At 71.9% G+C, this 21,679-nt stretch carries 34 protein-coding genes; 2 read left to right on the plus strand and 32 right to left on the minus strand.

Annotated features, from left to right (window positions below; all coding sequences use genetic code 11):
- The 27 genes from EV374_RS32980 to EV374_RS18715 all read right to left on the minus strand — a co-directional run bounded on the left by EV374_RS32980 (position 1) and on the right by EV374_RS18715 (position 13,392).
- Positions 1 to 315 carry a hypothetical protein gene (locus EV374_RS32980; protein WP_207914347.1) on the minus strand — a complete coding sequence of 105 codons (315 nt, stop codon included), beginning with the start codon at positions 313 to 315 and terminating at the stop codon, positions 1 to 3.
- Between the two features lie 94 nt (positions 316 to 409).
- Positions 410 to 745, minus strand: a complete 336-nt coding sequence (locus tag EV374_RS18590) for an HNH endonuclease (RefSeq protein WP_132237056.1) — start codon at positions 743 to 745, stop codon at positions 410 to 412.
- A 2-nt stretch (positions 746 to 747) separates the two neighbouring features.
- Positions 748 to 1,023, minus strand: a complete 276-nt coding sequence (locus EV374_RS18595) for a hypothetical protein (RefSeq protein ID WP_132237058.1) — start codon at positions 1,021 to 1,023, stop codon at positions 748 to 750.
- 181 nt (positions 1,024 to 1,204) lie between these two features.
- Positions 1,205 to 1,456: a hypothetical protein gene (locus EV374_RS18600; RefSeq protein WP_132237060.1), complete on the minus strand. Its 252-nt coding sequence runs from the start codon at positions 1,454 to 1,456 to the stop codon at positions 1,205 to 1,207.
- Complete coding sequence (locus EV374_RS18605; protein ID WP_132237062.1) at positions 1,453 to 1,902, minus strand: DUF6221 family protein; 450 nt, start codon at positions 1,900 to 1,902, stop codon at positions 1,453 to 1,455. Before EV374_RS18605 ends, EV374_RS18600 begins: the two co-directional genes overlap by 4 nt.
- Positions 1,903 to 2,054: 152 nt before the next feature.
- Positions 2,055 to 2,414, minus strand: coding sequence for an HIT domain-containing protein (locus EV374_RS18610; RefSeq protein WP_132237064.1), 360 nt, complete (start codon positions 2,412 to 2,414; stop codon positions 2,055 to 2,057).
- Positions 2,415 to 2,439: 25 nt separating this feature from the next.
- Positions 2,440 to 3,129, minus strand: coding sequence for a hypothetical protein (locus tag EV374_RS18615; protein WP_132237066.1), 690 nt, complete (start codon positions 3,127 to 3,129; stop codon positions 2,440 to 2,442).
- A gap of 8 nt (positions 3,130 to 3,137) precedes the next feature.
- Entirely contained in the window at positions 3,138 to 3,383 is a 246-nt protein-coding gene (locus EV374_RS18620) for a hypothetical protein (RefSeq protein WP_132237067.1), read from the minus strand.
- A gap of 3 nt (positions 3,384 to 3,386) precedes the next feature.
- Positions 3,387 to 3,656 carry a hypothetical protein gene (locus EV374_RS18625; protein WP_132237069.1) on the minus strand — a complete coding sequence of 90 codons (270 nt, stop codon included), beginning with the start codon at positions 3,654 to 3,656 and terminating at the stop codon, positions 3,387 to 3,389.
- Positions 3,657 to 3,659: 3 nt separating this feature from the next.
- A complete protein-coding gene (locus EV374_RS18630; protein WP_132237071.1) occupies positions 3,660 to 5,237 on the minus strand; it encodes a coiled-coil domain-containing protein in 1,578 nt (525 codons plus the stop codon).
- A gap of 14 nt (positions 5,238 to 5,251) precedes the next feature.
- Positions 5,252 to 5,596 (minus strand): hypothetical protein, encoded by a 345-nt coding sequence (locus EV374_RS18635; protein ID WP_486485833.1) that lies wholly within the window; start codon positions 5,594 to 5,596, stop codon positions 5,252 to 5,254.
- A 27-nt stretch (positions 5,597 to 5,623) separates the two neighbouring features.
- The gene (locus tag EV374_RS18640) at positions 5,624 to 6,220 is read right to left on the minus strand and encodes a hypothetical protein (RefSeq protein WP_132237073.1); all 597 of its coding nucleotides are present in this window, start codon (positions 6,218 to 6,220) and stop codon (positions 5,624 to 5,626) included.
- Positions 6,221 to 6,222: 2 nt separating this feature from the next.
- On the minus strand, positions 6,223 to 7,095 hold the full coding sequence (locus EV374_RS18645; protein WP_132237075.1) for a hypothetical protein: 873 nt from the start codon (positions 7,093 to 7,095) through the stop codon (positions 6,223 to 6,225).
- Between the two features lie 83 nt (positions 7,096 to 7,178).
- Positions 7,179 to 7,454 carry a hypothetical protein gene (locus tag EV374_RS18650; RefSeq protein WP_132237077.1) on the minus strand — a complete coding sequence of 92 codons (276 nt, stop codon included), beginning with the start codon at positions 7,452 to 7,454 and terminating at the stop codon, positions 7,179 to 7,181.
- A complete protein-coding gene (locus EV374_RS18655) occupies positions 7,451 to 7,852 on the minus strand; it encodes a hypothetical protein (protein WP_132237079.1) in 402 nt (133 codons plus the stop codon). The genes EV374_RS18650 and EV374_RS18655 overlap by 4 nt, the downstream gene beginning before the upstream one ends.
- Positions 7,849 to 8,046 (minus strand): hypothetical protein, encoded by a 198-nt coding sequence (locus EV374_RS18660; RefSeq protein WP_132237081.1) that lies wholly within the window; start codon positions 8,044 to 8,046, stop codon positions 7,849 to 7,851. The genes EV374_RS18655 and EV374_RS18660 overlap by 4 nt, the downstream gene beginning before the upstream one ends.
- The gene (locus EV374_RS18665; protein ID WP_132237083.1) at positions 8,043 to 8,270 is read right to left on the minus strand and encodes a hypothetical protein; all 228 of its coding nucleotides are present in this window, start codon (positions 8,268 to 8,270) and stop codon (positions 8,043 to 8,045) included. Before EV374_RS18665 ends, EV374_RS18660 begins: the two co-directional genes overlap by 4 nt.
- On the minus strand, positions 8,270 to 8,680 hold the full coding sequence (locus tag EV374_RS33515; RefSeq protein WP_486485834.1) for a hypothetical protein: 411 nt from the start codon (positions 8,678 to 8,680) through the stop codon (positions 8,270 to 8,272). Before EV374_RS33515 ends, EV374_RS18665 begins: the two co-directional genes overlap by 1 nt.
- Complete coding sequence (locus tag EV374_RS18675) at positions 8,677 to 9,042, minus strand: hypothetical protein (RefSeq protein WP_132237086.1); 366 nt, start codon at positions 9,040 to 9,042, stop codon at positions 8,677 to 8,679. Before EV374_RS18675 ends, EV374_RS33515 begins: the two co-directional genes overlap by 4 nt.
- Positions 9,039 to 10,343, minus strand: a complete 1,305-nt coding sequence (locus tag EV374_RS18680) for an AAA family ATPase (protein ID WP_132237088.1) — start codon at positions 10,341 to 10,343, stop codon at positions 9,039 to 9,041. Before EV374_RS18680 ends, EV374_RS18675 begins: the two co-directional genes overlap by 4 nt.
- Positions 10,340 to 10,675, minus strand: coding sequence for a hypothetical protein (locus EV374_RS18685; RefSeq protein WP_132237090.1), 336 nt, complete (start codon positions 10,673 to 10,675; stop codon positions 10,340 to 10,342). The genes EV374_RS18680 and EV374_RS18685 overlap by 4 nt, the downstream gene beginning before the upstream one ends.
- Positions 10,672 to 11,334, minus strand: coding sequence for a hypothetical protein (locus tag EV374_RS18690; protein ID WP_132237092.1), 663 nt, complete (start codon positions 11,332 to 11,334; stop codon positions 10,672 to 10,674). The genes EV374_RS18685 and EV374_RS18690 overlap by 4 nt, the downstream gene beginning before the upstream one ends.
- Positions 11,331 to 11,663 (minus strand): hypothetical protein, encoded by a 333-nt coding sequence (locus EV374_RS18695; protein WP_132237094.1) that lies wholly within the window; start codon positions 11,661 to 11,663, stop codon positions 11,331 to 11,333. Before EV374_RS18695 ends, EV374_RS18690 begins: the two co-directional genes overlap by 4 nt.
- Positions 11,663 to 12,040 carry a hypothetical protein gene (locus EV374_RS18700; RefSeq protein WP_132237096.1) on the minus strand — a complete coding sequence of 126 codons (378 nt, stop codon included), beginning with the start codon at positions 12,038 to 12,040 and terminating at the stop codon, positions 11,663 to 11,665. The genes EV374_RS18695 and EV374_RS18700 overlap by 1 nt, the downstream gene beginning before the upstream one ends.
- A complete protein-coding gene (locus tag EV374_RS18705) occupies positions 12,037 to 12,834 on the minus strand; it encodes a hypothetical protein (protein ID WP_132237098.1) in 798 nt (265 codons plus the stop codon). Before EV374_RS18705 ends, EV374_RS18700 begins: the two co-directional genes overlap by 4 nt.
- Before the next feature lie 91 nt (positions 12,835 to 12,925).
- Positions 12,926 to 13,189: a hypothetical protein gene (locus EV374_RS18710; protein ID WP_132237100.1), complete on the minus strand. Its 264-nt coding sequence runs from the start codon at positions 13,187 to 13,189 to the stop codon at positions 12,926 to 12,928.
- A complete protein-coding gene (locus EV374_RS18715) occupies positions 13,186 to 13,392 on the minus strand; it encodes a helix-turn-helix domain-containing protein (protein ID WP_132237102.1) in 207 nt (68 codons plus the stop codon). The genes EV374_RS18710 and EV374_RS18715 overlap by 4 nt, the downstream gene beginning before the upstream one ends.
- Positions 13,393 to 13,561: 169 nt before the next feature.
- On the opposite strand from EV374_RS18715, the gene EV374_RS18720 reads away from it, so the two are divergent.
- Positions 13,562 to 13,942, plus strand: a complete 381-nt coding sequence (locus EV374_RS18720; RefSeq protein ID WP_165947837.1) for a helix-turn-helix domain-containing protein — start codon at positions 13,562 to 13,564, stop codon at positions 13,940 to 13,942.
- Here the strand turns inward: EV374_RS18720 and EV374_RS18725 are convergent.
- The 4 genes from EV374_RS18725 to EV374_RS18740 all read right to left on the minus strand — a co-directional run bounded on the left by EV374_RS18725 (position 13,939) and on the right by EV374_RS18740 (position 16,884).
- Complete coding sequence (locus EV374_RS18725) at positions 13,939 to 15,273, minus strand: site-specific integrase (protein WP_132237106.1); 1,335 nt, start codon at positions 15,271 to 15,273, stop codon at positions 13,939 to 13,941. The two genes, EV374_RS18720 and EV374_RS18725, sit on opposite strands and share 4 nt — an antisense overlap.
- Before the next feature lie 404 nt (positions 15,274 to 15,677).
- Entirely contained in the window at positions 15,678 to 16,088 is a 411-nt protein-coding gene (locus EV374_RS18730) for a type II toxin-antitoxin system VapC family toxin (RefSeq protein ID WP_132237108.1), read from the minus strand.
- Entirely contained in the window at positions 16,085 to 16,363 is a 279-nt protein-coding gene (locus EV374_RS18735) for a type II toxin-antitoxin system prevent-host-death family antitoxin (protein WP_132237110.1), read from the minus strand. Before EV374_RS18735 ends, EV374_RS18730 begins: the two co-directional genes overlap by 4 nt.
- A gap of 245 nt (positions 16,364 to 16,608) precedes the next feature.
- On the minus strand, positions 16,609 to 16,884 hold the full coding sequence (locus EV374_RS18740) for a hypothetical protein (RefSeq protein ID WP_132237112.1): 276 nt from the start codon (positions 16,882 to 16,884) through the stop codon (positions 16,609 to 16,611).
- A 355-nt stretch (positions 16,885 to 17,239) separates the two neighbouring features.
- Between EV374_RS18740 and EV374_RS18745 the strand changes: the two genes are divergently transcribed.
- On the plus strand, positions 17,240 to 20,617 hold the full coding sequence (locus tag EV374_RS18745; protein WP_132237114.1) for an NACHT N-terminal helical domain 7-containing protein: 3,378 nt from the start codon (positions 17,240 to 17,242) through the stop codon (positions 20,615 to 20,617).
- Positions 20,618 to 20,804: 187 nt separating this feature from the next.
- Here the strand turns inward: EV374_RS18745 and EV374_RS18750 are convergent, their stop codons facing one another.
- Entirely contained in the window at positions 20,805 to 21,581 is a 777-nt protein-coding gene (locus EV374_RS18750; protein WP_132237116.1) for a DJ-1/PfpI family protein, read from the minus strand.
- Between the last annotated feature and the right edge of the window lie 98 nt (positions 21,582 to 21,679).

Below are 21,679 nucleotides of genomic sequence, written 5' to 3' on the forward strand. Positions count from 1 at the left end.
TCAGATAGCCGCCGCGTCGAACGCTTCGTCGGGGACCGGGCCGCCACGCTCGCCCTCCTGCTTCTCGCGGGCGTCGATCGCCTCGATATCCCGCGTGACCTCCATCAGCCGCTTCGTCAGACTGGCCAGGTCCCGAGCCGGCGTGTTCTTGTCCTCGACCGCCTCGGCGATCCGGGTCTGCATCGCCACCAACAGTTCCCGGGTGGTGCCGCTGCCGGCGGCCTCGGTGACCGTCTTCGGCGGCGGCGGCTTCTTCGGCTGCTCACCGGGGGCGACTACCCGCAGCTGGGCAGCCTTGCGAGCGCGCGGGGGCATGGTCACCTCCTGGGGTCACGTGGAAAAGATGCCGGGGAGAGATCCCGCCTAAGCCGGGAAGTGCGGGTAGGGGTGGGGGCGGGGGGACCTCCCCCTATGTCCGGTTTGGTCGGGCCAGGCTGCCTGACCTTCGCAGGATTGGGCCGCCGTCTTCGCGGTCGCTCTTGGCTCGGTTGCAGCGGCGATGGCTCGGCTGCTTGTTGCTCAGGTCGTCGGTGCCGCCGCGGTTGCGGGGGACGATGTGGTCGACCTCGAAGCGGAGCGGATGGGGCCCGCAGCCTGTGCAGTTGAGGGGGCCGGGGCAGCGTTTGCCGTGTTCGCCTGGGACGACGGTGAGCGTGTAGTCGATCGGCTCCCCGCACAGTGCGCAGGGTGGTCGACCTCGGGCGATGGTGTGGCGGTGCCGGTCGCGGGTGGTGGTGTTGCGCATGGTCAGTCGTCGTAGTCGCTGGCGGCTGACCTGCGCAGGCGAGTCGACGCGTACTCGACGAGGCCGAGCATGCGGTGCAGGGGCACGTCGCTGTCGCGGCTGATGAGCCCGACGGCGGTGACGCCGTAGCCGTCCTCGGCGAAGCGCTGCTGCGAGGTGATCACGACGTACTCGGTGAGGACGTACGCCTGCTCGTCGCCGTACGCCTGGAGCGCCTGCTCGATGGCAGCGGTGAGGGCCTGATCTGCGGCGACCTGTTCGGGCGTACGGCTGCTCACCTTGGCTCCTTCGCTTCCTCCCGCGTGGTGGGTGCGGGCAGGCCAGCCCCGCCGCTCGGCCTGCCCGCGTCCCCCGCCCGCGTCCCGACCCTGGACGCACGACAGCCCGGCGGACCCTGCGTGGGTCAACGTCCGGGCTGCGGGCACAGTCCACCTACGCCTCAGGTGAACAAGTCGATGATCAGGCAGCGGCCGGGGTGGCGTCAAGTCGGCGGGGTGCGTGTCGGGTGCCGCGCTTGCAGCCTCGTCCGCCGAGCCTGACTCGGGCCTCGATGGCTGCGGCTTCGTCGAGGGGTGAGCAGCCCTCGATGGTGGTGAGGCCTTTGCGTTCGCGCCAGCGGCGGATCATGCCCACGGTCACGTCGGGGCCGAGGCGGGCCGCGAGTTGAGCGGCGGTGCCCCACTCGCGGCCGGTGCGCGGGTCGCGGATCACGGCCGCCAGTCCTCACGGTAGCCGGGCCGGTCGGCAAGCGGTGCCGCTACGTCTCGCAGGTCGGGGCAGGGCCATGGCTCGTGGCAGTGGTCGCAGCGGCCGGTCCAGGAGTAGGCGCCAGGTCCATCCTCAAGGTCGGCCGGGAAGTCGTAGCTGGCGTGGCGGTCGAGGATGCGCCGCTTGGCGTCCACCTCGGCCAGCACGCGGGCCGGGTTGTGGCGGGCGATGTACTCGGCATTGGCCCGGTACTCCGGCATGTTGGCCACCTGGCCGGCGATAATGCACGTGCCGACTGTGTCGATGCCGAAACCCTCGGGCTTGACGTAGACCCGGTTGTCGCGTCCGCCGAACGTCGGGCCCACTTCCCATGGTCCTCCGGTCGCCTCTCGCGCCATCCGCTCGTCTTCGTCGAGCTGCGCGCGGAGCCAGGTCACCAGGTCGTCCACGGTCCTCATCGTACCTTCCTAGGCCAGTCGGTCCGGTTGTCTACCGCAGCGGTAGGGAAACACAGGAACGGTCATTATGGAGTAAGATCGACTTCCGTTTTGCCCGGTAGTGGCCCGTGACGCGAGGTGGACTCACACCACGGGCCGGCCGGTCAGGTCGACGCCTTCGCCTTCCGGCCGCTCTTGCCCGAGTACCAAGGCAGAGCGAGCCCGTCGTTCTCGGCGCGGGGAACGATGTGCAGGTGGAGATGCCACACGCTCTGCGTGGCCTCCCGTCCGGCCGACGTGATGACGTTGCACGGCGGAGAGGCCAGCTCGGCGGCGCGCCGCATGGTGGCCGCCGACACGGCTGGGTTGGTCCAGACGTCGCGAACATGCGTCGTCGGGATGACGAGGGTGTGGCCCGCGACGACGGGGTTGAGCGGCACGATCGCGATGGCGTCGTCCCAGCGGCGCACCACCTGTGCGGGCGCGTCGCCGTTGATGATGGCGCAGAAGACGCAGGGCTCCATGGTGCTCTCCTTCGGTCGGTTCGGGTCAGGTGGTGGGTGCGGCCCCCGCGACCGCACCGATGACGGCGGCCCTGGGCCAGATGTGCGCGACGCCCTCGACGGCGCCGGGCATCCCGCAGGGGCAGCCGGGGCCGGTGCACAGGCACGGGCGGTGCGGTCCACCGCCGGGCTCGCGGGTGCCGGGGCACACGACCGTCCAGGCGTCCTCGGGGCCGGCGGTCTGCACCTCCAGGGCGCGGGCCCGGCAGGCGGGGCACTCCGGTGGCGGGTTGCCGGGCAGCGGCCGGCGGGCGGGGCCGATGCCGAGGACGCGGCGGGCCGACTGGTCGAGGTGCGCGAGGGCCTCGGCGGTCCGCTGGGCGGCGTGGTCGCTGAGGGCGGGGATCGCGTGGCGGATGCGGGTGGCGGGGTCTTGGCCGGGCGCGCCGGGCAGGTGGCCTGCGAGGGCGTCCAGTTCGCGGAGGATGCCGCCGAGGGCTGCGGCGTACGGGTCGGGGCGTGCGGGCGCCCATGCGCCGAGGGCGAGGTCGGCGACGGGGTCGCTGTGGCCGCCGAGGGCGTGACGCCGGCCGAACACCTGGCTGGGGATGGAGACGTCGCGGAAGGCGCTGGAGCCGGTGAGGGCGAGGGAGTGTTTGGCGGCGGTTTCGAGGGCGGTCAGCGCCGCCTGGAGGGACCAGGCGGCGGCGACGGCGTGCAGGTGGTGCGGGGTCACGGTGCTCCTCAGACGATCCGGGCGAGGGTGGTCCACCGGCGCAGCCGCAGTTCGGCGGCGATCCGGTCGGCGGTGCGGCGGTCTTGGGCGGCGTGCCAGCGGACGAGGGTGGCCGGGTGCAGGACTCGGCGGCCGGCAGTGGTGGGGCGGATGTGGCGTGCGCGGGCCCAGGCGGCGATGGTGCGGGCCTCGGGGCGGGTGCCGCCGATGAGGTCGCCGACCTGGGTGCTGGTGAGGTAGTCGCCGCCTGGCACCGCTCAGCCCTCCCTCGTGACGTCCACGTCGGCTGGTGCGTCGCGGTGCGGAGTCGACACCCAGACGTGGCCGTCGGCGTCGACCAGGTCGACGATGAGGGCGTACGGGGCGTGGGGGTGGCGCTCGATGCGGCGGGCGGTCCAGGTGCCGCGCCAGGGCGATCCGGGCACGTTGTAGGTGACCTTTTCGCCTCGGCGTACGTCGGCCCAGGTGCGGCGTGGTTCCGGAGCGGCCGGGAGGTCGGTGGCGAAGAGCTCCATCTGTCCCTGCACCGCTCAGCCCTCCTGCTCGACGCAGCGCACGTCGTGCTGGTGGCCCACGACCCCATCGCCGGGGCACGCCGCGGCGCGGTGGCCCTGGTACTCGCGGCCGGAGCCGGTGCGGAGGCGGACCCAGTCGCGGACCTCGTTCTGGGCGTGAGGGGCGCCGGCGGCGCGGGCGTACCGGCTGGGGACGGCGATGACGCTGGAGACGACGGCGGGCGGCGGGTCGCCGAGGCCGGTCTGGTCGTCGCTGTCCAGGGCGGCCAGGACGGCCTCAGCGCACTGCTCCCGCACCGACAGCGCCACGAACGGCCCCCAGTCCGCGAGCGTGCGGGTGATGGCGTTGAAGGCCAGGGCGTGACGGCGGCGGGCGTCAACGGGCGGCTCCTGCGCGCCGAGCACCCGCACCAGCTCGCCCGCCAGCGGCGCGTGCGGATCCGTCAACGCACTGTCCGGCCACGCCGCGTACCACCCGTCGAGCAGCATCCCGATGGCCTCGGCCCGCTCGTCGTCGTTGGTGGCGGTGTTGAGGCTGCGGCGGACGTTGTGGAGGAGGCCGTCGATCGCGGCCTGGTCGACGTCGGCGGCCGGCGCGGTCTCGTCCTGGTCGATGAACAGGACGGCCCGGGTGGGGCCGTACTCCTCCTCCAGGGCGGCGGCGATGAGGGTGCCGTAGATCGGGTGGTGCCATCCGTCGTCGAGGGGTCGCCAGACGACGTCGCGGCTGTCGATGCGGACGCTCTCGGCGCGCTCCATGGCGTCGGCGAGAGCGTCGGCGTCCAGCGCGCCCCCGTCGGCCCGCTGCTCCTGCGCGCGGCACGGGGAACCGAGGCCCGGCGTGGCGGGCTCGTTGAGGATCTCGTCGATGCGGTCGATGAAGGCGGCGAGGTCGAAGTCGCAGCCGCCTTCGGTGCAGTCGGTGCCGCAGCGGTGGGTGCGGGCTTCGCGGATGGCGCGGAGCTGCCGGTGGGCGTGGTCGGCGGCGGGCGCGGCGGCGATGAGGTGGTGGGCTGTGCGCTTCCACTGGTCGCGTTCGGTGGTGAGGCTGTTCCAGGCGTCGAGGTCGAGGCGGCTGAGGGCTTCGTCGCGCTCGCGTCGGGCCTGGTCGCGTTCGTCGGCGAATCCGGCTGCGGTGGCGGTCATGTCGTCGAGCTGACGGCGGAGGCTGTCCAGCTTGCGCAGGGCAACCTGGTGGTCGGTGCGTTCCTGGGCGAGTTCGGTGGCGATTTCCTGCGTCTCGCGTTCGGCGGTGATGACGAGGCCGTGGGCGCGGTTGGATTCGGCGCGGAGCTGCTCGCGTTCGGTGGCGAGCAGGTCGACGAGTTCGGGCGTGCTGGCGGTGGCGGATTGGATGCCGGCGCGACCCAGGGCGTCCCGGGTCTGGGCCAGCTCCTGGTGGAGGTCGTCGCGTTGGCGGCGGGCACGGTCGAGCTTGGTGCGCAGCTCCTGGAGGTTGTCGAGGGCGTCGTCGCGCTCCTGGCGGGCGGTGGCGGCTTCGGTGTCGAGGCGGACGCGGTCGCTGGCGTGGAGGTAGGTGGCGAAGCTGCGGTTGGTGGGGGCGTCGCTGGCGGCGTAGGGCTCGGTGGTCATGGTGGTCCTCCGGGTCAGGCGGGGATGTCGTGGGCGGGCAGGTGGACGTCGACGACGGGCCGGTCGAGGTGGGGCTCGTCGACGTGGCGGCGGTGCTGGGCGGGCTGGGTGCGCGGGCGCCGGCGGCGGGTGGAGCGGCGCGGGGTGACCTGCTCGTCGAGGGTCTGGCCGTACTGCTCGGCGCAGCCGCGGCAGACCTTCATCCGCCACCAGGTGGTGTTGCCCATCTCGCCGTTGGGCGGCAGGGCGGCGAGGAGGTAGCGGTCGCCGGGCTGGATGGTGGTGCGGCAGCGGGTGCCGGTGTCGCTCTCGCAGTGGTGGGTCTTGCGGGCGGTGCGGACGGTGCGGATCTCAGCCATGGCGGGTGTCCTCGATCTCGTGGCGGATCAGGCGGCGGGGTCGGTGGTGGGGCGGAGCCGGCCGGCTTCGGCGAGCAGGGTCTTGGCGTGGCGCTCCCGGGCGGCGGTGTCTTCCCACCACGCCCCGTCGGGCGCCTTGCCGGGGCTGGCGTTCCACTCGCGGACCGGCTGCATGTTCGGGTCGTACGCCGGGTTGGGGACGGCCTCGGCGGCGCGCTGGTGGGCGCGGTGCTCCCGTTCCCATGCGACGGTGCGGGGCCGCAGGGCTTCGCGGTCGCCCTCGGGGATGACGTCGCGGACCTGGCCCACGAGGGCGCGGATGTCGGCGGACCGGTCGCGCAGGGGGCCGGCTTGCTCGGCGTACGCGGCGATGGCCGCCTGCTTCTCCTGCTCGCGCTCCAGCTCGCGACGCTGGCGGCGTAGGTCGGTGGCGAGCCGCCGCACGTGCACGGGCATGATGCGCTGCTCGCTGGCGGCGTAGTGGCGGGTGACGGCGGCGAGGGCGTCGGCGGCGTCGAGGTCGGCGAGGGCTTCGTGCCAGGCGGCGACGTCGGCCTGGCCGACGGTGCGCTGGTCGAACGCGGCGGCCTTGGCGAGGACGCGGGCGGTGTCTCCGGGGGTCATGGCTACGCCACCTCCTGGGCGTCGTACTGGGCGGCGAGGGCGAGAGCGTCGGTGACGCGCTGGTCGGTGGTGGAGGGGCGGCGGGCGGCGCCGGCCTGCCGAGTTCCGGCGGCGGGGGCGTTCATCACCTCGTTGACCACCGACGGCAGGACGGAGGGGTGCAGGCCCTTGGAGTGCCAGGCGACGAGGCCCTTGCGGATGTCGGCGGCGGCGACGCCCTCGGCGAGCATCGTCTTGACCTGCTTGCCGACCTGGCCGATGACGGCGCCCGGGGGGCGTCGGTTGCAGTGGTCGATCCAGTCGCCGATGAGGGCGTCGGTGGTGGTGGGAGAGGCGGCGATCGCGAGCGCGTTCACGCGCTCCGCCGAAGGCGGGATTCCCTGCTCCCTGATCCCCTGCTCCCTGATCCCTGCTCCCTGCTCCAGGCACGGGGATTCCGCGACGGGTTCGCGAGAGTCTCGCGAGGGTTCCGCGACGGGCTCGGGAGGCGGGGCGTTTTCCCTGGTTTCGGGCTTGACGTGTACGGCGCGGGGGTCGTCAGGCTCGGGGTAGCGTGGTTTCCCCGGCTTGTCGATCTTCTGGTGCTCTCGCCAGTTGACGATGGCGAGGTACGCCTTGCTGTCGACGGTGTAGCGACGGATTCGACCGGCCTCGTGAAGCCTCGCGAGATCCTCGCGAACGTTCGCGAGGGCCTCGCGAGGGTCGTCCTCCAGCGCGAAGAGCTCAGCCGCGACGAGCTTCGGGTTGTCGATGCCGACGCCGTTGTCGTCGACGTAGGTCCACAGCCCGATGAAGGTGAGCCGGGCCCGGAAGGTGTGCATCGCGATGGCTTCGCTCTTCCAGAACTCGGGCTTGATGGAGCGGATCCGGGCCACGTCGTGCCTTCCTGATCTATGCGGTGGTGCGGTCTGTTCGGGTTGGCTGGCCGGGCCCGCGTGGTGGGGCCCGGCCAGCCCGGTCAGCGAGGTTCGGCGTCGGGGAAGCAGGCCGGCTCGGTGCACGCCTGCGCGCCCTTCCAGTCGGCCCACGCGGCGCTCAGCTCCGCGCACGGGTCGTCGTCCGGGGCGCAGGCGGCGAACGTCTCGAACCGGAAGTCGGTCTTGCTCTCCGGGTCGATGCGGCGGCTCAGCGGCTTGTGAGCGACCGCGCCGTCCTCCAGAGGGAGACGGAGGGCGACCTGGGCACCGCCGACGGTAAGCGGCTTGGGCAGGCGGGGCAGGGTCGTGGCGTTCATGCGGCTCTGATCTCCTCGGTCGTGGTGGCGGGCTGCCCCTTGGCGGCCCGGTAGGCGGTCCTCTTGCGTTCGCGGTCCCGGGCACGCTCGGCGTCCCGGCACGGGTCGCACAGCGGCTCCCCGTGGTAGCGGTGCCGCTGCGCGGCGGCGTGCGTGCCGTGCGGCTGCAACCCCTGCTCCTCGACCCGGGCCTGCACCGTCCAGGCGGTCAGGGCGGTCCAGGACCGGTCGTCGGGTACGGCGGCGGCGAGCACGAAGAGCAGGTCGAAGCGCTCCTGATAGGTGGGCAGTACGGCGGCGAGCCAGCGGGAGTTGGCCTCGGGGTCGTCGTCGCGGACTCGGACGGCCAGCTCGGCGGCGACTGCGGCGAGGTGGTCGGCGTACTCCTCGCGGGTCACAGCTCGTCTCCGATGCGGCGGAGGTGCTCGGCCTGGGCGGCGTCCACCTCGGGCGTCGGGGTGGCCTGGGTGTGCAGGCCGTTCGCCCGGGCCCGGCCGCACACGCACGGTCGGTGGCCGTTGTGGTCGGCCGGGACGACCGCCGAGGGCGTGTACGGGTGCGGGCGGCCCGACCGGCGCCGGCCGCGGCTCACCGCTGGCCCCCGTAGATCTCCGGAGCCGTGACGCGACCCTCCCGCACGACCTGCGGCAGGTGCCCGATGTGGAAGTGGCCGGCAACCAGGTCGCAGGGGTACTCGCGCATGCCCTGCCGGTTGCGGTGCTTGCGGAGCATCTGCTTGGCCTGCTTGCGGCTCGGGTAGAGCCGCTTGCCGTGCTGGTCGCAGTAGCCGATGTAGCCGGGACGCTGGTCGGCCATCACGCACCGCCCCGCAGCCGGTCCAGCTCGGCGGCCAGCTCCCGGCGCAGCAGCTCCAGGCGGTGGACCTCGTCGCGCCAGGCCGGCACGTCGTCGGCGACCGCCCGGGCGAGCAGGTCCGCCACCGTGGTCGAGCCGCTGTCACGGGCCTCGGCGTACGCGACGTACCGCTCGCCCATGGCGTCGAGGTCGGCGGGCGCCGGGCGGGGCCCGGCCGGGGCCGGCGTCACGCCGGCCCCGAACAGGGCAACCACGTTGGTCGCCTCGAACCGCGTGCAGCCGGTCGCCGGGCACCCGCCGCGCTGTCCGGGCCGCACGATGGTGTGCAGCGGCTCCAGGGCCCCGCACGTGCACCGGCGCGGCTCGCAGGCGACACCGCCGGCGGCGGCACCCGGGTCCCGGCGGCTCACCGGGTGCTCGCGGTCAGCTCGGCGGGCTCCAGGTGGCCGGACCGCTCCCCGGCCAGCAGCGCCGACCCCTCCGGGGTCAGGTCGCCGGCCGGACGGCGGGGGTGGTTACCGGGGCACTCGCACCTCACGACGTGGCAGGAGCGGCAGCGGCGGTCGAGGCATGACGGGCACAGCAGCGGCCGGGTTCGCCGCACCTGGGCGACCTGGGCGCGGATCTCGCTCCGGGCGGCCCGGGTGAGGCGGGCCGGGATGGGGCGGGCGGTGAGGCCGCAGCCCTGGCACACCTCCACCGGGCCGTCAGGGTCGAGGTCGAGGCGGACGTGGCCGCCGCAGCGGGTGCAGTCGGGCAGGATCCCGCTCATCCGGCCATCTCCATCTCGGTCTGGGCGGGCGGCGTGCTCTGCGCGATGAAGGCCTCCGTGCGCTCGATCACCCGGGCCACCTCGTCGTCGGTCAGGGCGTTGGTGCTGGGAACCGTCCGCCCGGCGACCTCGCTGCACCACGCGAGCCGGTCGTCCCGGTCGGTGATCTCGGCCTGGCCGAGGAGGGCGAACATCTTGCGGCGGGCCGGGTCGTTGCCCGGGTTCTTCGGCTGGGGCGGGAACAGCTCGGCCTTGCGTGCCTTCCACGCGGCCTGGAAGCGGCTGGCCTCGTCCTTGCTGACGCGCCCCTCGTTGTCGGCCTCGACGGCGGCCCGCCAGACGCGGCGGAGGCCGGTCTCGTCGGTGGCCTGCCGGAGGTCGTCGAGCAGCCCGGTCGCGGCGGCGGAGAGCGCCGCGGGCGGGCCGGAGACAGGCCGGGCGGCCGGCGGCGCCGAGACGGGCCGCTCGTCGTCCGGCTCAAACGGCTGCAACGCGACCAGGTCCCGGGTGTGCGCCTCAGCCGGCGCGCAGCGCAACGTCTCGAAGACGATGTTCTCGACCGTCCAGTCCCGGGCCAGCTCGATCGGGTCGTCGTAGCCGGGCCGAATCCCGACGTGCACCGACCGGACGCCGATCACCGTGCCCGGCTTCGACCGGTCGAGACGGATCCAGCAGGACACGTCGAAGCCGAGCGTCTTGTGGCCCTCGACCTTGTACTCGCGCTGCCGCTCGATCGGCTTCCCGGCGTCGTCCAGGGCGGCGACTTCCTTGCCCCGGGCGGTCAGCAGGACGATGCCCGGGAAGGTCATCAGCGTGGTCATCAACTTGCGGTGGCGGGCGCCGGCCTCGTTCCACAGGTCCATGCTGATCTTCGGCTCGTCGTCCGGGCCGAGGGGCTTCGCGTTGTACTTGCGGACCTTGTACTCGTGGCGGCGGCGGGCCTTGTCGGACGCCCAGTCCTTCAGCAGGTCCCACTCGGCGGTCATCGAGTCGATGACCAGCACGACGGGCGGCTCACCGGCGGCGGCGGCGCGGGCGGCCTCGGTCTTCACGGCGTCGACGGCGGCCTGGATCTGCGCCCAGGTGCCGTCGTGCTCGACGACGAGGTAGTTGGCGCCGGGGATGGCGCCGTACTCGTCGGCGGCGCCCTCGCCGAGGTCGATCCAGTACATCTGGCCGATGCGGGGGCTGGTGGAGAACTGGGCGCAGGCCCAGGACTTGCCGGACTTCTCGCCGCCCTCGATGAGGATGAGCGGCCAGGGGACGCGGCCGGTCGGGGGGCGGGTGCGCAGGGCGGTCACTGCTTGGCTCCCTGGGTGTCGTCGGTGCGGGTGAGGTCGTCGCGCAGTTCGGCGAGGACGGCGGCGGTGTCGATGCGGCCGGTGCGCTCGTCGACGCCTGCGGGCAGGTGCCGGTCGGCCCAGTGGTGCGGGGCGAGGGCCTGCCGGTCGGCGGGGTGCAGGGGCGACCAGTCGCCGGGCACCGGCTCGGCGACCTGGTGGCGTGCGCCGCGCTGCTCGTGCTTGTCGGCGCGGTGGCGGCCGATGTACGGCCCGGCCGGGGCCGGCCCCACGGTGGGGGCCGGCGCGGCGACGGGCGGCTGCTGTGCGGTGGGGGCGTCGATGGCGGTCACCGGGCCACCTCGGCCTTCGGCTGAGGCATCTCGACGGAGACGTTCTTCTCGTCGCCGCGCAGAGCGACCGGCATGACGGCGGCCACGAACCAGTCGCCGATCTCGACGCGGAACGGCTTGCCCGGCTCGGCCAGGAGCCACCGCATCGGGTCGCACGGAGCCCAGCGGGCGGCCTTGAGGAGCGGCTTGACGACACGCCGGCTCAGACCGATCGGCGTCTGGATGCCGGCCGTGTCGTTGGTGGGCAGCTTGGCGAGGATCGGCTCCAGGTTGGGGGCGTTCTTGGCACCCTCCGGCTCGTCCATGTGCAACGTGACGTAGCCGAACTTGAGGGTCAGGCTGGCGTCGCCTTCGGTGATAGCGACGAGGTCAGCGCTGCTGCCCTGGTCCCGTATGAAGCGACTGAGGGCCTTGCGGAGGGCTCGGGCGTCACGCCAGTGCAGGAGGCGCGGGCGAGTGAACGCGCCGGTGGCGGCCTGGCGGGCGTGGCCGATGACGTACCGGTCGGTGGCGCTGGCGGTGAGGACGCCCACGGCGCAGTGGAGTTGGACGGCGCAGACGGACGGCAGGGTGACGTCGCGGCTGGCGAACGGGACCACGGACCCGAGAGCCTGGGCGAGGCGGCCGGTGGTGATGGTGACGGCGGGTTCGGTGCTCATCGGGCATCTCCCGGGGTGTCGAAGTCGGCCGGCGTGGCGGCCAGGTGGATGTCGCGGAGGGTGCGGTGACCCCAGCGGGGCCACGGCTTCTCCGCGTCGGGGGCGAGGACGGCCGTGGCGACCGCCCGCTGCTCGCCGAGCCGGGCCACCTCCGCCCGCAGGTCCCGCTCCACCCGGTGGGCCGCGCGGAGGTCGTCGCGGGCCTTGTCCCTCTCGGCGGTGGTGTCCGCGAGGGCGTCGGCGTAGGCCAGGGCGAGCAGCGATGCGGTGGCCAGGGCGATCAGCAGCACGAGGATGACGACGGCCTGGGCCACGGGCAGGGCGGCCATCAGGCGGCACCCCGGTCCAGGTCGACGGCCGTGACGCCGGCCTCCCTCAGCGCCCGCAAGTTGAAGGCGGGCCGCACCACCGGCGCGTACGACAGGCCGGCGGCGAACTCCGCGCAGTCGCAGTACTCGCCGACGAACAGGTCCGGGCAGCAGTCCTTCACCGGCACCGCGATGAGGCCGGGGTGGCGGGTGCCGACGGCGATGACTTCCACGCCGGCCGGCACGGGCACGGTCTCGTCGAGGTCGCCGCGGTCGTAGCGCAGGCCGCTCGGGTCGGCGACCTGCGGGCCGCCCGGTAGGCCCGGGGCCGGAAGCTGCGGCGGGTTGCCCCACGGGGTGGTGGGCTGCGGCTGCGGTGTGGGGTCCGGCTGGCTCATCGCGCACCGCCAGCGAAGTGCTTGCAGCCGCAGCGCCCGGTGCGGCGCACCGAGTTGAGCTGTGCAATGCAACCCCCGTCGAGCAGGTGCTCGGCCTCGTGCCAGCACCCGGGGCACTTCCACGGACCCTGGACGGGCTGGGGCACCAGTCGGGCGAGCTGCTCGGCGGACGACTTGCTCGGCTCGGGCTTGGCGCCGCCCTGCGCGGCACGCAGCTCGGCGACCTCGGCGCGCAGCCGCTCCAGCTCCGACTCCGCCCGGTCCGGGACGAAGGTGTAGGGGTGCACGTGCACGGCGCCGAGCTGGAGCCGGGCCGAGTACTGGAACGTGTTCCGCTCGTCGGGGCCAGCGGTGCCGCCGAACGCGGCGGCGATCGCGTCGACCACCGGCACCGTCCGGTCGGCGGCCCTCCCGGACACGCTGACGAGGAAGGTCAGGTCGACCCGGGACGGGGTCGGCTGGGTGCCGGCGAGACCGGCGACCCGGACGGCGGCCCGGTGCAGGTCCTCGGCGAGGGTCAGCCAGTAGTCCGGCTCCGGCTGGCTGATCGTGACCGTGCCGAGCGGAAACTCGTCGCTGTCGAGGACCTCTACGGCCTGGCCGCCGGAGGTGAACCGCAGCGTGAGGACGTCCAGGTCGTAGCCGGCCGAGGCCAGCTCGTCGCTGATCCGCTCCTGGATCTGGTCACCGATGGCCCCTGCGGGCAGGGTCGCGTCGGGGAGGTTGAAGCTGCCGAAGTTGAGGACCATGAGCTGGCCCTGCTGGGCGGCGGTGGGGGTGACCGTGTCGTGCATGGAATACTCCCTGTTGGTCGGCGCTCCGCGATGTCCTTGCCGGGATGCGGGGCGCTGTCTTCGTCTCGGGCCAGACGGCCCGGACGGACGGTCAGGCCGCGCGCCGCTGGCGCGGGGCTCGGCGGGTGACTCGCTCCTGGGTCTTCGCCAGGTCGGCGGCCCGCTGGCTGGTGCTGTCGCTCGGGACCGTGAACGTCTCGATCAGGGCCGCGAGCTGGTCGTCGGTGAGGTACAGCTCCTTGCCGATCCGAACGTGCGAGAACTGCCTGCGGCGGTCCCGCAGCCGACGCGGCGGCATCCCCAGCCGGTCGGCGACGTCCTTGAGCCGGATGAGGTTGGGCAGGGTGTTGGTCATCGCGTCCTCTCTTCCGCGGTGGCCGTGACGGTGTGGGCGTCGATGAAGGCGACGTAGCTGGCGAGGGGGATCCGCACAGCGCCGTTGCGACCGGCGGCCTTCACCGCCTTGAGAGCGCCCGAGGTGATGTAGCGGCCGACGCTCCAGCGGGAGACCCGCAGCCGCTCGGCGACCTCATCGACGGTCAGGAACTGCTCTTCCACGCGACGCCTCCATGCTGCTTCGTCTTGCTGCGTGTTGTGCGATCCCTACGTTAGATGACGCAGCAACACGAAGCAATACGAAGCAGCAGGAGGGCCCAAAGTTGTGCGTTGCGTTAAGTTGCTGAACGCTGCTATGTCCGGAAGCGCCCGCCGTGCTACAACCTGCTACATGACTGATCGGTCCGAACGGGGTCCCGCGTACGACTTCTGGGTACGCGTGAAGGCTGAACAGGCATCACTCGGTTGGTCGGATTCCGAGCTCTTCCGCCGGTCAGGCGTCACCCGGAACACGATCGCCGGACTCGGAACTCGCAAGCGGGTAGAGGCGGCCACCATCAACGCCCTCGCCGACGCCCTCGACATCCCCCGCGATGAGGCGCACAAGCTCGCCGGCCTCGTCCCGGAGGATCGGCCGGCCCGCGCCAGCAGGGTTCGCGAGGCGGTCCTGACCGATCCCATCTACACCGAGGACCAGCGGCAGGCCATGCTCCAACTGCTCGACATCTTCGAGCAGGCCAACGCCGCCAACGAGGGCCGCCGAGCCGGCTAGCCCTCGCGGCCCGCCCGCCGCGCGTCCGCCACCGCGTCCACCGCCGCGTCGATCGCCTGCGGCATCAGGTCCCCGTAGATCTCCGATGTCGTGGCGAGCTGCTGGTGCCCGAGCAGCCGCGAGATGGCCAGCGGCGTCATCCGGGGGTCGGAGAACAGCCACGCCGCGTACGTGTGCCGCAGGTCGTGCCATGACGGCGCAACGTGCAGCACCCCGGGGCAGTCGCAGTCCGACACCGCACCCGGCGGCGGACCGTAGTGCGCGGCGCAGCGGTTGGTGCCGGTGGCGACCCGGGCGCCGCACGGCTGGCCCGACCAGGTGGTGCCGCCGTAGTCCCGGCATCGGCCCCGGGCTCCCGCGAGGTGCTCGCCCTCGCCGGCCGGCGGATGCTGCCGGCAGAGGCGGGCCCGGTGCAGAGCCGGCTTCCAGACCCGGTCGTAGCAGGGGTCGTACTCCAGGGCCCGGCCGTCGTCGTCGCGGAAGATGAACGTCTCCGGCGGCTTACCGGCGACCAGCTCGGCGAGCGTGGCGAACAGGTCGGCGCCGATCGGCAGGACCCGCTTGGCCCGGCCCTTCGTCGTGCCGAGGTACCGCTTTCCGTTCGCCTCCTTCCACGCCCGCCACACCCTGATCCGTGGCCCGGCGCCGGCGGTGGCTGGCACCAGGTGCTGGGCGGCCAGCGCGGTCACCTCCGACCAGCGGGTGCCGGTCTCCACGATGGTGTCGAGCAGCGGATGCCAGCGGTCGGCGAACTGCGCGCGCAGGAGCTCGAACTGGCGGGGGGTGAGGTAGACGGCGCGGTGGCCGCCGGACTCGTCGTCGTCGGCGACCTGGTCTCGAACGAAGTCCGTCCCGTGGCACGGGTTGATCGGGATGTGCCCGTGGCGGACGGCAGCGCCCAGCGCGGTGTGCAGCAGCGAGTAGTAGCGGGTGACCGTCTTCGGGCCCATCACGGCCCGCAGGTCGTTGAGCCAGCGCCCCACCATCACCGGCGTGATCTCCGTCAGCGGGATGTCGCCGAAAGCGGGGTGTATTCTGTCGCGCAGTTGTTGCTCATACCGTTCACGCGTTCCGGGTGTGATTCGCGTTTTCGACGGCAGCCATTCTGCGCACCATTCCCGCAAGGTGATTCCGCCGGGGGAATCTGTATCCCCCATGTCTATGCCCATGTCGGTGTAGACGCGCTCGGCGGTGATGCGCCCTCGGTGGCCCTCGACGATGGCCTTGGCCTCCTGGGCGTAGCTCTCCGCCGGCCAGCTGGTGTACTGCTTGCGGCCCTCGTGCCGCCACACCACCCGCCAGGAGGGGCCCTTCTGTTCGATGCTCGCCACGGGGACAGATCATCGTCCCCCGGGGGACAGACGGCAAGGTTCGGGGCGTGTTTCGCCGTCACGGACCGTGCCGAACGCACATGGCGTTACGAGGTCAGAGGCCCTACGGGCAGGTCGGAGCGCCCTACGCCGATCAACTCATAATCCCTCGGTCGCGGGTTCGAGTCCCGCCCGCCCCACCCTGAACGAGGGGCCAGGGTCGCAGAAGCGCAGGTAGCGGCGGATGTCCTGGCCTCGCTGCCATGCTCCGGCCCGACTCACGTTCTTGGCAGCAGGTGAGCGAGTTCCGCGCAGCGCCGCACGGGTTCGTCGCGTTCAGCTCGACACCTGGCGGAGATGCGGGCGGAGGCCGGGCTTCGGGGCGGCGGATGCGCCTTCCGGTGCCCGTCCTCGGGAGCGGCGAGTCAGTTTTGGCCGGGGCTTGCTACCGGTAGTCCTGCGGCCTTGGCCGATTCAAGCAGCCGCCGGTCGTAGGTGACGAAGGCGATGAGTGTCGTTCCGGACTCGTTGGTCAGTACCTGGGCGGTGGCGAGGTGGATGGCGTCGAGGCTGCGTAGCGTCGGCTCGGCGAACGCGGCTGCGGTCGCGCGGATCGTGCTGTCGATCTCTAGTCGGAAGAGCCGTCCGACGGCCGCCGGCACTCCGATCAAGGCTTGCGGAGCTGACCGGCGCAGTGCTCTGGGCACTTCCACCTCGACGAGGGCAGAGGAAACCAGCGGCACGTCGTCGTGGTTGTTGAGCCAGGAGACGAGGTCAGCGGTGCATGCCTCCTGCCGAACCAGTTTGACGACGGCGGCGGAGTCGAGGTAGATCACCAGCGCTCCTCGTCACGCAGCGCGGTAAGGGTGGCGGCCACGTCCACATCCTCGTCGCCGAGCTTCGGTGGAAGCGGCACAGGACCACCGCCGGTGGGGGCGACGGCGCGCCCCGCAGCTACCAGCTTGGCCAGCATCGATCTGTCGTCGCGTACTGGAACAAGTCGCGCGATCGGGCGACCTCGGTCGGTGATCTCGACGGTCTCACCGCCGCTCACCCGAGCCAACACCTGGCTCGTGTTCTGGTTCAGCTCCCGCACACCGATGCGCTCCATGGACAGAAGTGTAGAACCAAATGTTCTACGGTTCCAGTAGCCCGTGTGACCAGCGGCTTCCTTCTCGCCACGACCAGAAGCGACGGCACCAGGCAGCCAATCAGGAGCCCTCCGGAGATCCCGCAACGCGGTGCCCCGTCCGACCACCGCCTGCCCTCGGGACGCCACGGACGTCGGCCGCACGTCGGGCGTGGCGTCGACGCCATTCCATACCAGGCGGCAGCGGCACCACCGCCACGGCCGACTCATGGCCCCTGGAAAAGGTAGATCACACCCCCGACCGCCAGCGCGATGCCGGCAAGCATGAAGCCGACACCGGCGACGTACCGGCCCACCTCGCTCGTCTGCTCCGACGCCTCCCGCTCGGTGGCGTACCAGCCTCTCTTCCACAGGCTCCTGGCGATCTGGCGGTGGTGTTCGTCGGCCACGCCGAAGAGGTTCGCCACCCACACCAGTCCGGTGAAGCCGACGAGCAGCCCATAGCCGAACAGGGCGATCGACCGCAGAATGGGCCCCGCCATATCGCAGCTCCTCCGGGACGGCAACCGTGAGCTCTGGCTCGAACGGTAGGCGGCACCAGCAAGCGTGGCGACACTGTCAGGTGCTGCGCGCCCGCGCCACCGCGATCCGGCAGCCGCGCGTGGGGTGTGGCGGGAGGCGTTGGACATCGTCGTGGAGTTGGGGCAGGACGCCGCCCACATCCTGGACAGGATCCGGCCGGCGTCTTCCTGACGGACATCGTGGGGCCGGGAGGAACTGGCGGATAGCCGACTGTCCGATCCTGCTTCTGCCACGAAAAGGCGGATTACGGTGATCTCTGCTTCACCCCCGGCAGGGGCCACCGACCTCGGCGCGTACGCGGCGGAAGGGATTCCGATGAGCAGTTCGTCAATGTCCTTCGACACCGCGCGTCGGATCCTCGGCCAGCGTGACTCCGAGTGGAGCAACAAGCTGAGTACCCTGCTCGGGCTGGCGGCGCTGGGTAGCGGGGCCGTCGGTTTCGCTGTGCCGGCGATCAAGGCCGGGTGGGGTTGGATCGACCAGAAGAACGAACTGGTCAGCCAGCTCACCTCGGCCGTCGACCGCGTACGCGACAGGTGCCTGGGCGCCAGGGGCCGCGAGCGACACGAACTCATCGCGGCGGCCCACACCGCCGTGGTCACCGGCGCGTTCTTCGCCGCCCTCAGCGAGGTGGTGGGTAAGAAGTACGCGCGGCTCAGCCTGACCGACGTCGAGAAGCAGCAACTGGTCTCCGGCAGCGTCGACGGCGACCACGAGAGCATGGTGTCCTACCTGCTGAACGTGCAGGTGCCGATGCCGTGGGCCGCCTGCGGATTCGAGGAGAACCTCGCGGCTTCGGTGACTCCCTTCTACGAGAACCTGACGGGGCGCTGCCTGCACTTCTTCCAAGGGCTTGTCGCCTGGCAGCGGATCGAGCCCGAGATCCGGGTCTCCGGCGACGGCAGGACGCTGGCGTCGGTCGTCGTGAGCAGGGCCGTCAACCGCTACCGGAACGACTACCGGCGGCTGGCGGCCGAGGTGCCGGAGTTCGGCATGTGGGCACTGCTGGACCAGTTCGAACACGCGACGGCGGCCCGGAAGTCGGCTCGTCAGCGGTCCGAGGAGTTCCAGCGACGTTCCCTCTCGCTGATGGAGCAACTCCTCGCCGGCCTCTCCCGGATGCGGGAGAGGAACGTGCCGACCGAACGTAGCCGGACGATCATGGCGCAGCGCAATCGTCAGCTCCTGTCCGAGCCGCTCGCGCACGTCACGAAGGTCGACCTGGAGTCCGGCCTCAGCATGCCGGACACCGAGACCGGCTACGTCAACCCACGCTTCCAGTGGGCGGTGATGAGCGGCAGTTCCCGCGCCTGGGACGAGGAGTGGTGGGAGCAGCAGCGGCGCGGGCACCGCCTGGACCACTTCCTGGCCGCGTACTTCACCTCCGCGCGTAGCGCCGAACTTCCGCTGGTCATCCTGGGCCACCCGGGCGCGGGGAAGTCCCTCCTGACCAAGATCATGGCGGCCCGGCTGCCGCCCGAGCACTTCGCCACGGTCCGCGTGCCGTTGCGCCAGGTGCGGAACCCCGCAGCCAAGATCTACGAACAGATCCAGGACTTCCTCGACGACGACACGCACCTCGGCGTGCGATGGCGGGACCTGTCCGACGCCAGCCGGGAGGCCACGAGGGTGGTGATCCTCGACGGCCTGGACGAGCTGATGCAGGCCACCCGGACGACCGAGTCGGGATTCCTGCACGAGGTCCGGGAATTCCAGGAGAAGGAGGCCAAGCTCGGTTCGCCGGTCTCGGTGGTGGTGACCTCCCGCACCGTCGTGGCCGACATCGCGAACATTCCGGCGGGTTCCCTGGTCGTCAAGCTCGAAGACTTCGATCGGAGCCAGGTCGATCACTGGGTCGACATGTGGAACAAGGTCAACCAGGAGCCGATCGCGAACGGCACCGTGAAGCCGCTCGCGGTGGACAGCGTCTGGGCGATGGGCGAGCTCGCGCGCCAGCCGCTCCTGCTCCTCATGTTGGCCGTCTTCGGCGCCACGGAGGATCCGCCGACCGGCGGCGACGGTCAGGTCACGCAGGCCCAGGTGTATCAGTGGTTGCTCAACGGCTACATCGCGCGCGAGGTCGCGAAGACGCCCGGGACGGCCACGGACCTCCTCTCCGAGGACGAGGAGATCGCCGCGCGCGCGGACCACGAACTCTGGCAGCTCGCGATCGCGGCCTTCGCGATGTTCAATCGCGGCCAGCAATCCGTCACCGGCCAGGACCTCAACAGCGATCTGGCTCCGATGTTGCGTGCGGGCGCGGCGCAGGGGAGCCACCGGAAGCGTCTGGCTCAACCGCTGGATCCCGCCATCCGTACCATCGCCCGGTTCTTCTTCATCCACGCGGCCGACGTCACTGGTGTGGTCTCCGGTAGCAGTTACGAGTTCCTGCACGCGACGTTCGGCGAATACCTGATCGCCTATCACGTGCTGGAGCAGCTGAAAGGGCTCGCCGACGCACGCCGTCGGCTGCCGGTGGGCCAGGAGTGGACCGACGATCAGTTCTTCGCGCTGCTGTCGCACCAGCAACTGTCGGTCGGCGGCGCCATCATGCCGTTCCTGCGGGAACTCTTCGAGGCCGCGCCGACGGCTCAACGGCGGGCGATCGTCGCGGAGCTGAAGGCCCTCGTCCGGGTCAGCCAGGAACGGGAGGGAGTGGGTCGCTTCGAGGGCTACAACCCGTCGAGCCGTTTCCTGCTCGGCCGGGTCGCCGCGTACCTCGGCAACCTGCTCACGCTGTTGACCGAGCTCTGCGACGGGCCTGTCCCGCTCGACGAACTCGCGCCCGAGGGGGACGACCAGCTGACCTGGTGGCGGTCCACCGTGCGCTTTCTGCACGCCGGACTCGACGACAACGGGTGGTCGATGCTGCTCTCCAGCATCGACCTGTCCGTCGCTGACGAGGTGCCGGCCATCTTCAAACGGCGGGCGCCGATGGACAGGTTGCTCATCCACCCGTACGAGGCGCGACTTGCCGGAGATACCGAGCGTGAGTTGCAGCTCCTGCTCGGCGCCACGGCCCTGCACGGGCGTCGCCTCGCACGCTGGGGTGACGAGACCGGCGACGTGTGCATGAAGATCGTGTCGTCCCTGGTGCACCGTGACGAACGCTCCGGCGACCACGAGGCCATCATGGACGCGGCGGCCTCGGCAGCCTCGCCGGAGACCGGGAACCTCTTCATCGAGTACCTGGTCCGCCATGCCGGTCGGCTCAACTACAAGGACGTACGGAGGCTGGCCCAGACCGCGCTCTGGATGAACAGCACCCAGGCTGCCGTGCGCATCGCCCCTGTGGTGGCGCAGCACCCGAAGCTGTTCATCGAGTACCCGCGGCTCCTCAACATCTACGAACGGGGTCTCACGGACGCCCGCGAGATCGCCGAGGTCTTCGCCGCGATGCGCGTCGGACTCGCCGTGTGGCAGGGCGATGACGCCGAGGCGTTCAAGGAGATCGTCGGTCACCTCGTCGCCCGGCAACGGGGCCGCTGGAGGGAGGTCGCCATCCAGCCGATCAAGGGCCTGTCGAACCTGGCCATCGAGGTCATGCGGCCCGCCATCGCGCCTCTCGTCGCGATCCTGGCGGACGAATACCAGCGACGTCCCTCCGTCCCGGTCTACTACTCGTCACTGTCCAGCGGGCGGCACCGGGAGGACGGCCCCGTTCAGGATCGCCGGCCGGACCGCGGCAACTGACGAGTGGCTCCCGCCGCTCGATGAAACCGTCAGCCAGCACCGCGCGGCGGCCGCTGACGTGGAGCGCCGTCGTCCCGGCGACGACGGTGACGATCGCCGCAGGATGCGCGCGGGAGGCGGTGCGTCGGCCCAGGGCGGCGCGATCGACGCCCTGGGCCGACGGGTACGGGCCCCGCTCGTGCTGCCGTCAGCGGGGCGCGGGCTGCCCCAGCAGTTCCAGCGCCAGACGCATCAGTTCCGGGCCGGCCTTCTCGGGGCTGCCCGTGTCGAACGGCGGGTGGGGGTCGTACTCGACGACCAGTTGGAGCGCCTGCGCGATCCGTTCACCGGCGATCTTCGCGGCGAGGTGCAGGGACATGTCGATGCCGGCGGACATGCCGGCGGCGGTCATGATCCGGCCCGCCTCGACGTAGCGGCCCGGGACGAAGGTCGCGCCGAACTGGGCGAGGTGGTCCCGCAGGCTCCAGTACGTCGTCGCCGGCAGCCCGCGCAGCAGGCCGGCCGTGCCCAGGATCAGGGCGCCAGTGCAGACCGAGACGGTCCAGGTCGTGTGCCGGTGGATGCGCTGGATCCAGCGGATCGTGTCGGGATCGGTCTGCACGCCACGGATGTTGCCTCCGGGCACCAGCAGCACGTCGGCCCGGCGCACCTGGCTGAGCGTGCGGTCCACCCCGAGGGTGAGCACGCCGTTGTCGGTCCGGACCGGGCCGGTCCGCTTGCCGACGGTCACCACGGAGGCGCCCGGGATCCGGGACAGCACCTCGTACGGGCCGATCGCGTCGATGGGGGCGATCCCGTCGAAGAGCAGGATCGCGATGCGTGGTCCCCGGGCGGACCCGTCCGGGTCGGTGGGCCGCTCCGCCCGGGCCGGATCACCCAGGCCGACCCCGGTTAGGCCGACACCGGCCCCGCCGGCCACCGCCGCCCGCAACACCGTCCGTCGGTTCACGTCCAGGTTGAACATCGATTGCCCCCTTCGGTCGAGCTGAGCTTGCGCATGTCCCGGTGGTCGGTCACGCCGCCGACCTGGTTCCGCGGGCCGCGCGGCAGGTCCGGATGCGA

Source organism: Micromonospora sp. CNZ303, assembly GCF_004345505.1.